We start from the raw sequence: 15,059 nt of genomic DNA on the forward strand, positions 1-15,059 counted from the left end.
GGAGCCTGCAGCAACAGATCCAGACCGGCGCGGAACAACTCGGCGGCCGCCTCGATCCGTTGCAGGTCGAAATGGTCGCACTGGTATTCCCACCAAGCCGCAAGCCCCTCGGAGCTGTCCACCAGGGACAGGGTCAACGCGCACTTGGCCTGTACGGGACCGCTGAATTCGAGTTGAGCGCCCAGCCCATCCAGCTTGCTGAAATCGGTGTTTTCCAGCACGAACATGAAGTCGAACAGCGCCTGCTGGCCGGACAGGCGCAGGTCCTCGACCACATCGGCCAGGGCCACGTCCTGCAACGCCAGGACCTGGCGAACCCGATCGGACTGCACGCGCAGCAGTGCCTCCAGCGAGTGCCGGCCATCCAGTTCGGTCGGGATCAGCACAGTGTTGGCGAACATGCCCACGGCGTCCTCGAACTCGCCCAACGGCCGGTTGGACACCGGGCTGGCGATGCGCGGATGTGACAGGCCGGTCAGCGCGTGCAGGCTCCAGGCGAAGACGCTCAACAGCACCTCGAAACGGGTCAGGCGCTGCTGCGTGCAGAACTGCTCCAGTGCCTTGCACTGCGACGGCGCAAGCCTCTGCCGCAATTGCCGGGCCTGGGCGCCGCCCTCGCGGCGCTGTGGGGCCAAAGCCGGCGAAGCTGGCGGCTGTTCGCGGTAGAACTGCGCCAGGGCACGGCGCTGCTGGCGATAGTACGGCGCGACACTCCATTGCCCCTGCCACTGGCCGAATTCCAGTGGTGTCAGGCGAGCGGGCAGTTCAGGCAGGTGACACCCCTGCCGATTGGCCTGGTAGAGGGCCAGCAGGTCGTCGAACAACAGATTCAGCGACCAGCCATCGACCACGCAGTGATGCAGATGCAGCAACAGTCGGGCGCTACCGTCGGCGAACGGCAGCAGCCAGGACTGGAACAGCGTCGCCGTGCCCAGGTCGAACGGGGTGGCGAACACCAGTTCGGCAAAAGCCTGCCAGTTGTCTTCGTTCAATCGTCCGCGGGGCATGCGCAGGCAGCGCGTGCCCTGCTCGGCGACCCATTGATCGAGGCCGTCCGGCCCGGATACGAAGCGCGTGCGCAACGCGGCATGGCGCTCGACCAGTTGGTCCACGGCCGCACCCAACGCGTCCAGGTCGGTCCCGGCCGGCAGGCGCAGCACCAGCGGCACGTTATAGGCCGTCGAGTCCGGCTCGCGCTGCTGCAGCAACCACAGCCGGCGTTGCTCGGCGGTGGCCGGCAGGCGCCAGGCGGCGCTCGGCAGCGGTGCCGGCGGGTAAGCCGCCACGGCCACCTGCGGTGTCGCCAGCCTGGCCGCTATCCCGGCGAAGTCCTCGCCCAGCAGTTGCGCCATATTCAGTTCCACTTGCCACTGCCGGCGGATCGCCGAGCGCAGGCGCAAGGCCTTGAGCGAGTCGCCGCCGCTGCCCAGCCAGTCATCCTGGGCGCCAAGCCACGGCTGGCCGAGCAAGGTCCGCACCTGCGCCAGCAGCCAGGACAGTTCCGCACTCTGCTCGCCAGCGGCCGGCAGTTCACCCGACGACGTGGCGCGCCAGGGTTGCCGGTCCTGTTCCAGCAAGCGGGCCCGATCGACCTTGCCATTGGCGGTCAGGGGCAGTCGCTCGAGCAGAAACAGATGGTGCGGGCGCATGTAGCCCGGCAACCGCGCCCGCAGGTAGGCGTCGAAGTCGGCCTGCTCCAGGATGCCTCGCGGCACGATGAACGCCAGCAATTGGTGGTCCTCGGCGGACTGGCGGCGCGTGCAGACATAGGCCTGGGCGACCCCGGGGTGCTCGAGGATACGCTGCTCGACCTCGCCCGGCTCGATCCGAAAACCGCGGATCTTGACCTGGCGGTCGGCCCGGCCGATGTACTCGATCAGGCCGGCCTCGTTCTCCCGGACCAGATCGCCAGTACGGTAATGGCGCCGCGGCTGGCCAGCGTCGTCCGGTAGCATGAGAAAACTGCGCGCAGTTTCCTCCGGCCGGTGGCGGTAGCCACGGGCCACGCCGCTGCCGCTCAGGTACAGCTCGCCTACCGTTCCGGGCGCGACCGGGCACTGCCGCTCATCGAGGATGCACAGCCCGGTATCGGGCAAGGCACGCCCGATCGGCACCGAGGCGCCCATGAAGTCACGGGCAATCGGCTGGCACAGGGCGAAGGTGGTGCATTCGGTCGGACCGTAGACGTTGAAGATCCGGCAGGCGCTGTCCGGGTTGGCCCGATACCAGTCGCGTACCGCCACGGCGCTGATCTGCTCGCCACCGATCAATACTTGGCGCAGGCTGGCAAAACAGCGCGGGTACTCCTGGGCCAGGGTGTTGAACAGCGACACGGTCATGAACAGGCTGTCGACCCGCTGTGTCTCCAGCACCTGGGCCAGGTGCCGGGCATCGAGCAGGTCGTCGTCGGCGATGATGACGCAGGCACCGCCGTTGAGCAGCGGTGCCCAGAGTTCGAAGCTGATGGCGTCGAAGGCCGGGTTAGCCAGGCAGGCAAAGCGGTCGCCGGGGCGAATGTCGATGTAGCCACCCGGCTGCACCAGGCGCAACAGGCCACGCTCGCCGACTTCCACCGCCTTCGGCGTACCGGTCGAACCCGAGGTGTAGAACAGGAAGCTCACTTCGGCCGGTTCGCCGGGCAACGTCAACCGGTTCGGCGCCTCGTGCTCCAGCAGCGCCGTGACGTCGGCCTGCCACAGGTTCGCCAAGGGTTCGGCGCAGGTTTCATCCAGCAGCAGGCCGACGCAACCGCCGTCTTCCAGCATGCGGGCCTGGCGCGCCAATGGGCTGGCACGATCCAGCGGTACCACCACGGCGCCCACCTTGAGTGCGCCGAGGATTGCCGCCAGCCAACGCCATGAGCGCGGCATGCGCAGCGCCAGGGATTGGCCGGGAAGCACGCCACGCGCCCGCAATGCGTGGGCGATGCGTTCACTGGCGGCGGCCAGTTCACGGTAGTTCAGTTGCGTCTGTCGGTCGATCACCGCCAGGGCCTGGGGCGTTGCCCTCTCCTGCTCGGCAAAACGCCCCAGCAGGGTCGGCGATGGGAGCACGGGAGTGGCTTGCTGAATGTTATCCATTACGCCTCCTGCGGCAAGGAATCGGCGGGCGCGGCGACATCGAAGCGCCGCAGCTCCTGTTCCAGGGCCCTGGCGACGCGGCGCAGCTCGACGGTCTCGAGCATGTCCCAGTGGCCGCCATTGACCAACCGGGCGAGGTAACCGTCCCCGGCACGGCGCCGCCAGAAATCGCGCAGCCCACGCAACTGGGCGCGATTGAAGCCTTCACGGGCCTGGATCAGCACCACCCGCCCGGCCCTGGGGGCACAGGCATAGTCGGCCACGGCCATGCGGTTGTGGTTGTAGATATGGAAATAGCGCTCGACCTGGGCATCGTCGATGCCCGGGTACATGCCGTTGAAGCGCACCAGCTTGTCGCGGAACTCGGCCATGTCCACCGGCGCCATCTGCTGGCGGTAGGCGGCGTTGTCCGAGCCCTGGGTATCGAGCAGCACCACGGTGACCTGGCGGTACCCTGCCTCGGTCAGGCGCCGGGCCATTTCATAGGCCACCAGCCCGCCGAACGACAGGCCGGTGAGGATCAGTGGCTGCGCCAGCAGCGGCTCGATCAGTCGCAGGTAGGCTATCGCCATCGCTTCGACCGTAGGCTCCGTGCTCTCGCCAGGGTTGATCCCCGGCGACTGCACGCCATATACCCCGACCGATTCGTCGAGGACCTTGGCCAGCGACAGGTAGCAGAACGCGGTTCCCCCCGCCGGATGAATGCACACCACATTGCGCTGGCCGGCACCCCGCCGGAACTCGATCAGGTTGCCTTGCGCCGCGGCCGGCCCCGCACCCGAGCGGATCCAGCCGCCCAGGGCCTCGATGGTCGGATGGCCGATCACCACGCGGATCGGCAGCTCGATGCCGAAAACCTCGCGGACCTGATGGGCCATCTTGATCGCGGCGATCGAGGTGCCGCCGACATTGAAGAAGTTGTCGCGAATACCGATCTGCGGCGCCAGCAGCAGGCCTTTCCAGATCTGGTAGAGCGCCAGTTCGATGTGGTCGCGCGGGCTCGACAGGTTGACCTGGCGGTTGGCCAGGTCCTGGTCGGCCATGACCCGCAACGCGTCGCGGTCGATCTTGCCGTTGGCGGTCAGCGGCAGTTCCTCCAGCCACAGGTAGGCGCTGGGCAGTACCTGCGCCGGCACGGTCAGCGCCAGATGCTCGTGCACCGCCGTTTCCTCGGGCCGGGCCTCTGCCATGAAGCTGCAGCAGGCCACCAGGCGCTGGTTCTGCGCGCTGTCGCCGACCATCAGCACCACGGCGCGGCGCACGCCGGAGAACGACTCGAGGCGCGCCTCGATCTCGCCGAGTTCCACCCGCACGCCGCGCAGCTTGACCTGGAAGTCGTTGCGGCCAAGGAATTCCAGCTGGCCGTCGGCGCGGTAGCGCGCCAGATCGCCGCTGCGGTACAGACGCTCACCGGGCACGAACGGGCTGTCGATGAAACGCTCGGCCGTCAGCGACGCCAGGCCCAGGTAGCCACGGGCCACGCCGACACCACCGATATGCAGGTGGCCACTGACGCCGACCGGCACCGGCCCATCATGTTCGTCGAGAACATACAAGCGGTTGCCGGCAATCGGCCGGCCGATCGGCAATTGCCGCTCTGGCACTTCGGCACCGGGCTGCAGGGTCCAGATGCTGTTGATCACCGTGGTCTCGGTGGGGCCGTAGACGTTGTGCAGGCGCGCAGTAGGCAATACCTGCCGGAAGCGCCGGGCAATCGCCGGAGTCAGTTCGCCGCCACCACAAAAGACGTTGCGCAGGTCCCGGCACTGCCCTACCTCGTCGACTTCGAGGAACAGTTGCAGCATGGCCGGGACGAAGACCAGCGCGGACACCCGCTGCTCGCGCACGGTGCGTACCAGATAGTCCGGTTCCAGATGGCCGCCAGGCCTGGCCAGCACCAGGCGTCCACCCATGGCCAGGGGCCAGAGCAGTTCCCAGGCCGAGGCGTCGAAGCCGAATGGAATCTTCTGCAGCATGCTCGCCTGCTGGCCGTCGCCACAGACCTGCTGGCACCACAGCAACAGGTTGCTCAGCCCGCGATGGGCAACCATTGCGCCCTTGGGCAGCCCGGTGGTGCCGGAGGTGTAGATCACGTAGGCCAGGTGCTCGGGAGTCAGGCCGATAGCCTGCGGATCGGGGTTGTCCAGCGCCTGCCCAGCCCATTGCGCCGCATCCGTGTCCAGATCCAGCACCGGCACTTCGCAGTGCGCCATGCCCTGGGCATCGCGCAGCAACGGGCGGGTCGCCCCCTGGACCAGGGCGACACGGGGTCCGCTGTCGGCCAGCATATGGCCCAGGCGCCCGACCGGATAGGTCGGGTCCAGCGGCACATAGGCACCGCCGGCCTTGAGCACCGCGAGGATCGCTACCGGCAATTCCAGCGAGCGTTCCAGGCACACCGCCACCCGCACGTCCGGGCCGACACCGAGGCTGCGCAGGTGATGGGCCAGGCGATTGGCGCGACGGTTCAGTTCGGCGTAGCTCAGTGACTTGCCCTCGAACAGCACGGCGCAATCGTCCGCTGCCGCCGCCGCCCGCGTCTCGATCAGTTGCTGCACGCAGCCCGGCTCCCGGACCGGCGGCGCACTGCGGTTCCAGTCGACGACGATCTGCTCGCGCTCGGCCTCGGTCAACAGGTTCAAGGTGCCGATCGGCTGCTTGGCGTGCACGGCAATCTGTTCGAGCAGTTGCCGATAGTGGCCGCTCAGCCGCTCGACGGTGCCCGCGTCGAACAGGTCGGTGTTGTATTCGACCACCAGTTGCAGGCCCTCGGCCTGCTCAACCAGCTCGAAAGCCAGGTCGAACTTGGCGCTGGCACTGCTGGTACCGTAGGACGCCAGGCTCAGCCCGGGCATATCCACGGCCGCGCCGGGGGTGTTCTGCAACACCAGCATCACCTGGAACAGCGGCGAATAGGAGGTGTCGCGCTCGGGATTGACCGCCTCCACCACCCGCTCGAACGGCACGTCCTGGTGCGCATGGACTTCCAGCATGTGCGCGCGAACCTCGCGCAGCAGCTCGGCGAAGGTCCACTGCGGTTGCAAGCGGTTGCGGATCACCAGAGTATTGACGAAATGACCGATCAGCGGCTCGATCTCGGCCTGCCCGCGGTTGGCGAACGGGGTACCAATGCACACGTCCTGCTGGCCGCTGTGGCGCCACAGCAGCACCGCCAGCGCCGCCAACAGCACGTTGAACAGCGAACCCTGGGTCTGCCGCGCCAGGTCCTGCAGTTCACGCAGGGTGCGACTGTCGATACGGCTGGCGAAGGTGGCACCGACATAACGCTGCACCCGTGGCCGTGGCCGATCGGTGGGCAGTGTCAGCAACGGCGGTGCGTCGGCCAGGGTTCGACGCCAGTAGTCGAGCTGTTCCTGCAGGGCCGCGCCGCCCAGCCGCCGCTGCTGCCAGCAGGCATAGTCGGCGTACTGCACCGGCAGCGCCGCCAGGCTCGACGGTTGGCCCCCGAGGTAGTCGCCATAGAGGGTCGCCACTTCGCGCAGGACGATGCCCATCGACCAGCCATCGGCGATGATGTGGTGCAGGGTGTACAGCCACAGGTGTTCGTCGTCCGCCAGGCGCAGCAACGCGGTGCGCAACAGCGGGCCATTGGCCAGGTCGAACGGTGCCCGCGCCTCCTCGGCCACCCGTGCCCGTGCCAGCGACTCGCGCTCGGCGGCCGGCGGTTGGCTCAGGTCGATGATCGCCAGTGGCATCGGACGGTGCTCGTGAACCACCTGGCACGGCTCGCCGTCGTGATCGCCGAAGGTCGTGCGCAAGACTTCGTGGCGGCGTACCAGTTCGTTCAGTGCCCGCTCCAGCACGCTGACGTCCAGGCGCCCCTTGAGCACCACGGCATTGGGAATGTTGTAGAACGGATTGCCCGGCTCCAACTGGTCGAGAAACCACAGCTGCCGCTGGGAGAACGACAGCGGCAACGGCGCCGTGTCGACAGCGCGCGGGCGGAGGCCGTCATTGACCGCCAACCGCCCGATCAATGCCTGCTTGTGCCGCTTCAGTGCCTGCAGCAGGTCTTCGGTGAGAAAACCCTTGGGCGCCTTGCAACGCAATTTGTCGCCCTCGGCTTCCAGCACCACGCCGTGACGGTCGAAAAAGGCCAGCAACTGTTCGGCATTCATAGCTCAATTTCCTCCATGTCGCTGTCGTCATCCGCGTGCATGCGGGTGAACGCCTCCACCTCGACGCTGCGCTGCTCGCCTTCGGCCCGCAGGCCGCCCACCATCGAATAGATCAACTGATGACTCGGCCCCAGGTCGAACAGCGCCGGCAGTGCCTGTTCGTCGATCGAGCCCATGCCGCACAGTCCCAGGCCGTGACGGGCGGCGGTCATGGTCAGCAGTTGGGTCATGGCGCCGGCCTCGATATGGCAGAAATCCCGGCTGCGCTCGCCATAGAGCGGACGGATCGCCGCCATGTCGGCGATGAGGAACAACGAGAACGCGGCGTTCTCATACACCGGGCGGTTGACGAAGTAGTCGTAGGTGTCGGGGTCGAGCCGGGATTGCCCGCCGATGGCCAGCAACTGGTGGCGCACCGGGTCGTAGTAGAACGCACCAGCGGGCACGCCCTCGATCCGCCGCGGCTTGATGTACAGGTAGGCCTGCAGCGGATAGAGACCGCCGGCCGAGGGGAACTGGTATTTCACCTCGCCCTCCAGTTGCCCGCGCGACAGACCGGCCAGCCAGTGGGCGAATGCCAGGGTCGCAATCGGCTGCTGGTCGTAGCGACGCACCGAACGATAGTCGCGCAGACGCTGGGCGAAGCCGGCCTCCGTCGGCAGCGCCAGGGCCACCGCCGGCAACGGCCGGGCGAAACGTCGACGCCCGTGCTCGTCGGCCTTGAACTGCTGGCGCAGTTGCGGATCCTCGATCACCACCTCCGCTTCCACCGCTGCAGGTTGTGGCACACGGCTGCCCGGGAGCGAGTTCGCCCGGTGGCGACGGTACAGTTCCAGCAGGTTGGCCAGGGTCGGCCGGGCCAGCAGTTGCGCCAGGTGCGGCCGGAACTGCAGTTCGGCGGCCAGGGCGTTGCTGATCCGCACGATATCGATGGACGTGGCGCCCAGGCCCAGCAGGTTGACGTTGCCGGCAATCGTCTCGCGCTTGAGCAGGTGCCGGACGATCTCGACCAGGCGCCGCTCTTCAGCGTCCTCGGCGATCAGTGACGGCTCCGAATCCTGGTTTTCCTGCGGCTGCGGCAGGCGGTTCTTGTCGACCTTGCCATTGGCCGAGAGCGGCCAGGCTTCGAGGAAAGTGAATGAGGTCGGCACCATGTAGGGCGGCAGCTTTTCCGCCAGGTACAAGGTGAAATCCTCGGACTGCAATTGTGCATCGCTCCTGATCACGTAGGCTGCCAGGCGTTTTTCACCCAGTTGCTCGCCGAGAATCCGTACCACCGCGCTCTGCACGCCGGGGTGACGGTTGAGCGCGGCTTCGATCTCGCCCAGCTCGATGCGGTAGCCCTGGACCTTGACCTGGTTGTCTTCGCGCCCGAGGAATTCGATGTTGCCGTCCGGCAGCAGGCGGCCCAGGTCGCCGGTGCGGTACAGCCGGGCACCGGTCGCCGGGTGGGCGAAGAAACTCGCGGCGCTCTGTTTCTCGTCGCGCCAGTAGCCCTTCGCCAGGCCGATGCCGCCGATATACAACTGGCCAGGCACCCAGGCCGGCCGCGGTTGCAGCGCCTCGTCGAGGACATGGAAGCTCTGCTGGTCCAGGGCCTTGCCGTAGGGAATGCTGCGCCAGTCGGGGTCGACCTGACCGATCGGGTAGCAGATCGACCAGATCGAGGCTTCGGTCGCACCACCGAGGCTGATCACTTCGATCGCCGGCCGCAGCGCCCGCGCCCGGTCCGGCAGGTTCAGCGGGATCCAGTCGCCGGAGAGCATCGCCAGGCGCAGGCAGGTCGGCAACTGGCCGCCCTGCTGCTCGACGGACTCCAGCAGCAGCCCGAACAACGCCGGCACCGAGTTCCACAGGCTGACGCGATGCCGCTCGATCAGCTCACGCCAGTGCAGCGGGTCGAGGGCCAGGCGCGGTTCGAGCAGCACCACTGCCGCGCCGGCCGCCAGGGTGCCGAAGAAGTCGTACACTGACAGGTCGAAGCTCAGCGACGAGATCGCCAGGACCCGGTCCTGCGGGCTGACGGCGAAGCGCCGGTTGATGTCCAGCAGGGTGTTCACCGCGCCACGGTGGTCGATCACCACGCCCTTGGGCACACCGGTCGAACCGGAGGTGTAGATGACGTAGGCCAGGTCGGCGGGGTTCTGCTCGACCGCCTGCAACGCCGACTCGCCCAGGTCCATGGTTTCGCTCAGGGTGATGACCTCCACCAGCGACGACCAGTCGCTGTCCGTCTTCAGCCCGGGTTGCGCAAGCAGCAAGCGCGCTTCGGCGCGCTCCAGGATATGCCGTACCCGTTGTGCCGGCAGCGCCGGATCAATCGGCAGATAGGCACCGCCGGCATACAGGATCGCCAGGGTTGCCAGCAGTTGTTCCCAGCCCCGCTCCATCATCACCGCAACCAGTTGGTTGGGCCGCACGCCGCGAGTCTGCAGATGGGCGCCGAGCCGACGGGCCTCGTGGCGCAACTGCGCATAGCTCAGTTGCCGGCCCGGCGCGATCAGCGCCAGGGCATCCGGTGTCGCCTGCGCCTGGCGCTCGAACAGCTCATGCATCAGCGGTGATGCCTGCGGATACGCCGGCGCTGGCGGCAGGCCGGCCTGTGGCAGCAGCCCGGGCGTGCTGGCGGCCCAGGCCGCGGGCTCGAGCAAACGGTCGAGGATGCCGTTGTAGGCGGTGAACATCGCTTCGACCAGGCCTTGCGGGAACAACTCGTCGATGCTGTCCCAGTTGAACAGCAGGCGCCCTTCCAGTTCCAGCAGGGTATGGTCGATCCACACCTGGGGGGTCTGGGTGATGCTGTGCACGTTCTGCGCCTGCAGCGCATCGGCCAGGTTGTACTCGGCCTGCTGGGTGGCCGCCTCGGACAGGGTGCTGTTGAACACGATGGGAATCGCCGTCTGCTGGGCCCCGCGGGCCTGGGACAGCTCGCGCAGTACCCGCACGCCGCTGACCACCGCATGGTCGATGTCCTTCCACAATTGCTGCTGGATCGCCCGAGCCTTGTCGGTAAAGCCGAGGTTGCCGTCGATGGCGACTTCGAGCAGCACCAGCGAGGTGAAGTCGCCGATGATCGAATCGACCTGCGGGTGCAGCGGCAGGCGGTTGAACAGCGGCAGGCTGAGGGTAAAGCGCGGCTGGCGGCTCCACAGCGCGAGCACTTCGCAGAAGGCCGTGAGCAGCACCACCGAAGGTGTCACGCCGAATTGCTTGGCCAGGGCCTTGATGCGGCTCCAGTGCTCGACCGACAGTTGCCGATCGCGCCGGGTGAAGTGCGGCGCGGCAATACTCTGCGGCTGACAGACCAGCGGCAGGTCCGGTGCCGGTGCCAGGTTCGTCACCCGTTCGCGCCAGTAGGCCAGGGCCCGTTCGTAGCGCACGCCGCTGCGCAGTTGGTGTTCGGCCAGCACATAGTCGCGGAAGTTCAGGCCCGGTGCCGGCAACGTCCGTTGCGGCTCCAGGTAGAACCCCATCAGTTCGCGGGCGAGGATCTGGCTGCTGGCGGCATCGACGATCAGCGCATCGAGGCTGATGTGCAAGTGGCTGATGCCATCGTCGAGCAAGGTCAGGCTGAACTCGAACAGCGGCCAGCGGCTGGCGTCCAGCACCTGGTGGGACAGCCGTTGGCGGTTGCGATCCAGGGCCTGTTGCGCGGCTTCGCGGTCCAGGCCGCGCAGGTCGAGCTGTGGCATGCGATAGCTCGGCACCTGCGCCAACACCTGCTGGGTGCCGTTACTGAGGAAAACCGCGCGCAGCATGTCGTGACGCTCGATCATCCGGTTCAGCGCGCGCTCGAAGCGCGGGATGTCGAAATCGCGGATGCGCAGTTCCTCGTAGCCGTGGGCACTGACACCACCGAGGCTGACCGTGGATTCACGGCCGAACCAGTAGGCTTGCTGGATATCGGTCAGGGGGAACGGTTCATGGCGATTGGCCGGGTCCGGCTCGATCACCGTGAAGGCCGGTTCACGCTGGGTCTGCTCGTCACGGCTGGCGCGAATCGCGGCAATCAGCTCGCCCGGGGTCGGGGTCTTGAACAGGCTGCTCAGGGACAGTTGCGCGGCCATGCGCTGGTTGATCGCATAGACCAGGCGCGTGGCCAGCAGCGAATGACCGCCGAGTTCGAAGAAATTGTCCTGCAGCCCGACCCGCTCGCAGCGCAGCACTTGGGCCCAGATGTCGGTCAACTGGATCTCGTCGGCATCCCGGGGCGCCACGTAGGCGCTCCCGGACACCCGCTCCGGCGCCGGCAACGCACGGCGGTCGAGCTTGCCGTTGCGCGTCAGCGGCAGATGCGACAGGGACACCCAGGCACTGGGGACCATATGTTCCGGCAAATGGCGGCGCAGGGCTTCGCGCAGCGTCTCGGCCGACGCCGGGCCAACGATGTAGGCCACCAGTTGTTTGTCCCCCGGGGCATCCTCGCGCAGCAGCACGGCCGCTTCCAGTACGCCCGGCTGTTGCTGCAGCAGGCTGTCGATTTCCCCCAGCTCGACACGGAAACCCCGCAGCTTGACCTGCTGGTCGATGCGTCCCAGGTACTGCAGGTTGCCGTCGGCCAGCCAGCGCACCTGGTCGCCGCTGCGGTACATGCGGGCACCCGGCTCGCGGCTGAACGGATCGGGCAGGAAACGCTCGGCGGTCAACTCCGGCTGGTTCAGGTAACCGCGCGCCAGGCAGGCGCCGGCAATGTACAACTCGCCGACAACGCCAGGCGGTACCGGGTTCAGCGCGTCGTCGAGCACATACAGCCGGGCATGGTTGATCGGCCGGCCGATCGGCGGCGCCTCGGGCCAGTCGGCGGCGTCGGCGCAGGCCAGGCTGAACTGGCTGACCACGTGGGTTTCGGTCGGCCCGTACTGGTTGTACAGGTGCGTGCCACCCAGCCCCTGGACGAAACGGCGCAGTTCGTCGTTGACCCGCAGGGCCTCTCCGGCGGTCACGAGGTCACAGCCACCGGCTGGCCCGGGTGCGTCGCCGTCGCTCAGGCCGGCGACCTGCTGCAGCACCGCGAACGGCAGGAACGCCCGCTGCACGCCACTGGCCACCAGGGTCGGGCGCAGCGTGGCGAGATCCTTGCGCCCCTCCTCGCCCATCAGCACCAGGCTGCCGCCCTGGCACAGGGTGCTGAAGACCTCCTGGAACGACACGTCGAAGTTCAGCGAGGCGAACTGCAGCACCCGCCGTGGCGCCGGGGTCGGTCCGGCGGCGTCGAGCAGTTGCCAGTCGATCAGGTTGTCCAGCGCCCGGTGGGTATGCGCGACACCCTTGGGGCGGCCACTGGAACCTGAGGTGTAGAGCACATAGGCCAGGTTGTCCGGCCCGATCGCCACGCCGGGATTGTCGGTGGATTGCCCGGCCCAGCGCGATTGGTCGCTATCCAGGCAGTACAGGGGGCGTTCGCTCGCCCTGGCCGGCAGTGTTTGCCTCAGGCTCGAATGGGTCAGCAGCAGGCTCGGCGCCGCGTCAGCGAACATGTAGGCCAGACGCTCGGCCGGATAGGCCGGGTCGAACGGCACATAGGCGGCCCCGGCCTTGAGGATCGCCAGCAGGCCGATGACCATCTGCGGCGAGCGCTCCAGGCTCAGGCCGACACGGTCCTCGGGACCGACGCCCTGCCCGCGCAGGAAATGCGCCAGGCGGTTGGCGGCCGCATTCAGCTCGGCGTAGCTGTAGCGTTGTTCCGCATGGACCAGCGCCTCGGCCTGTGGCGTGCGTTGCACCTGGGCTTCGAAACGGGCGAGGAAGCCGCCTTGCGGAACGCGGTCGGTGTGACCGCGGCTCCATTCGTCGAGCAGTTGCCGACGCTGCTCGGGGGTCAGCAGGTCGAGGCTGGCGAGCGGCTGCTCGCTGTCGGCGGCCATCTGCATCAATACCCGGCGCAGGTACTGGCCGAAACCGGCGACCGTCTGCGCCTCGAACAGCCCCGAGGCATATTCCAGGCCACCGACGATCTGCCCGTCGCGCTCACTGAGGGCCAGTTGCAGGTCGAACTTGGCGACGTGCTGGCGGCTTGCCAGCGACTCGACAACAAGGCCCGGCAGGGTCAGTTCACTCTGCTGCCCCTGTTCCCAGGCGAACAGCACCTGGAACAGCGGACTGTAGGCCAGGCTGCGCGGCGGCTTGAGCAACTCCACCACTTGCTCGAACGGCAGATCCTGGTGCTCCTGGGCCTGCAGCGCGACGTGGCGGGTGTGTTGCAGCCACTGGCTGACGCTGGGGTTGCCGGTCACCTTCAGGCGCAGGGCCAGGGTGTTGACGAAGAAACCGATCAGCGCCTCCAGTTCGCTGCCGGGGCGGTTGGCCGACGGCACGCCGATCACTACGTCGGCCTGCGCCGACAGCCGCGACAGCACCAGCGCCCAGCCGGCAAGCAGGGTCATGAACAGCGTCGTGCCCTGGCGCCTGCTCAAGTCCTTGAGGCGCCGCGTCAGCGCCTCGTCGAGCAGCAGCGGCACCACGCCGCCGCGATAGTCCTGTACCGCCGGACGCTTGTGGTCCAACGGCAATTCCAGCAGCACCGGCGCCTCGGCCAGGGCTTCGCGCCAATAGCGCCCCTGGCGTTCCAGTACCTCATCGGTCAGCCACTGGCGTTGCCAGGCCGAATAATCAACGTATTGCAGCGGCAGTTGCGGCAGCGGATCGTCGCGATCCTCCAGCGCTGCGGCGTACAACTGGCTGAGCTCGCGGGTCAGCACGCCCATCGACCAGCCATCGCAGACGATGTGGTGCAGGGTCAACAACAGCAGGTGCTGGTCCTCGGCCAGGCGCACCAGCCCGGCACGGATCAGCGGCCCCTGCTCCAGGTCGAAGGCTCGCGCGCCTTCGGCCTCCACCAGGCCTTCGAGATCGGCGGTGGCGTCCAGCCGCTCGAGCGTCAGACCCTGCCCTGGCTCGGCGATGACCTGCCGGGGCTCACCCTCGACACTGACGAAGCGGGTGCGCAAGGCTTCGTGCCGCGCCACCAGTTGGTTGAGGCTGCGCTCCAGCGCCGGCACCTGCAACGGGCCGCGCAATTTCAGGTTCAGCGGCATATGGTAGGCCGCGCTGCCACCCTCCATCTGGGCGAGGAACCACAGGCGCTGCTGGGCAAACGACAACGTTTGCGCGACGCCCCGCTCGATCCGCGCGATGGGCGCACGGACCGCCTCCCGGGCGCTTTCCAGGCTGCGGGCGAACTGTTTCAACTGGGGGGTGGCGAACAGCGCCGAGGCCGCGACTTCACGCTCCAGTTGGCGGCGAATCCGCGCGATCACCTGCATCACCAGCAGCGAATGCCCGCCGAGGGCGAAGAAACTGTCGTCGCGCCCTACCCGCTCGATCCCCAGCACTTCACTCCAAATGCGCGCCAGGCGGTTCTCCAGCTCGCCTTGCGGAGCAACGTAGTGGCGCTGGTCGAAGGCGGCGGCATCCGGTACCGGCAAGGCACTGCGGTCGAGCTTGCCGTTGGCGGTCAGCGGCAAGGCGTCCAGGCGCACGAAGGCACTGGGCAACATGTAATCCGGCAGGTTCAGGGCCAACTGCTCGCGCAGGGCTCCCGGGCTGGTGCCCCCGGACTCGCTTTCGACGTAGTAGGCGACCAGCCTGGGCTGCTCGGCGGCGTCGTTGCGCAACAGCACCACGCCGTCGCGCACCCCGGACACTTCGAGCAGACGCGCCTCGATCTCGCCCAATTCCAGGCGCAGGCCGCGCAGCTTGGCCTGGGAGTCGTTACGGCCGAGGAACTCCAGTTGACCGTCGGCGCGGTAGCGCGCCAGGTCGCCCGTACGGTACAGGCGATCGCCGGCCACGAACGGGTTGTCGATGAAGCGCTCGGCCGTCAGTTGCGGCTGGGGGGGGG

3 protein-coding genes are annotated in these 15,059 nt (G+C 67.6%); all 3 read right to left on the reverse strand.

Going from position 1 to position 15,059, the window contains the following annotated elements:
* Window positions 1-3,080, reverse strand: a 3,080-nt coding sequence (locus K675_RS0128400) for a non-ribosomal peptide synthetase (RefSeq protein ID WP_017906846.1), incomplete at its 3' end; no start/stop codon positions are given.
* Window positions 3,080-7,219, reverse strand: a complete 4,140-nt coding sequence (locus K675_RS0128405) for a non-ribosomal peptide synthetase (RefSeq protein WP_017906847.1) — start codon at window positions 7,217-7,219, stop codon at window positions 3,080-3,082. The genes K675_RS0128405 and K675_RS0128400, both read right to left, overlap by 1 nt.
* Window positions 7,216-15,059: non-ribosomal peptide synthetase (locus K675_RS0128410; protein ID WP_017906848.1), on the reverse strand; the 7,844-nt coding region annotated here is incomplete at its 5' end. The genes K675_RS0128405 and K675_RS0128410, both read right to left, overlap by 4 nt.

Source organism: Pseudomonas fuscovaginae SE-1 (genome assembly GCF_000364705.1).
Lineage (GTDB): Bacteria > Pseudomonadota > Gammaproteobacteria > Pseudomonadales > Pseudomonadaceae > Aquipseudomonas > Aquipseudomonas fuscovaginae_A.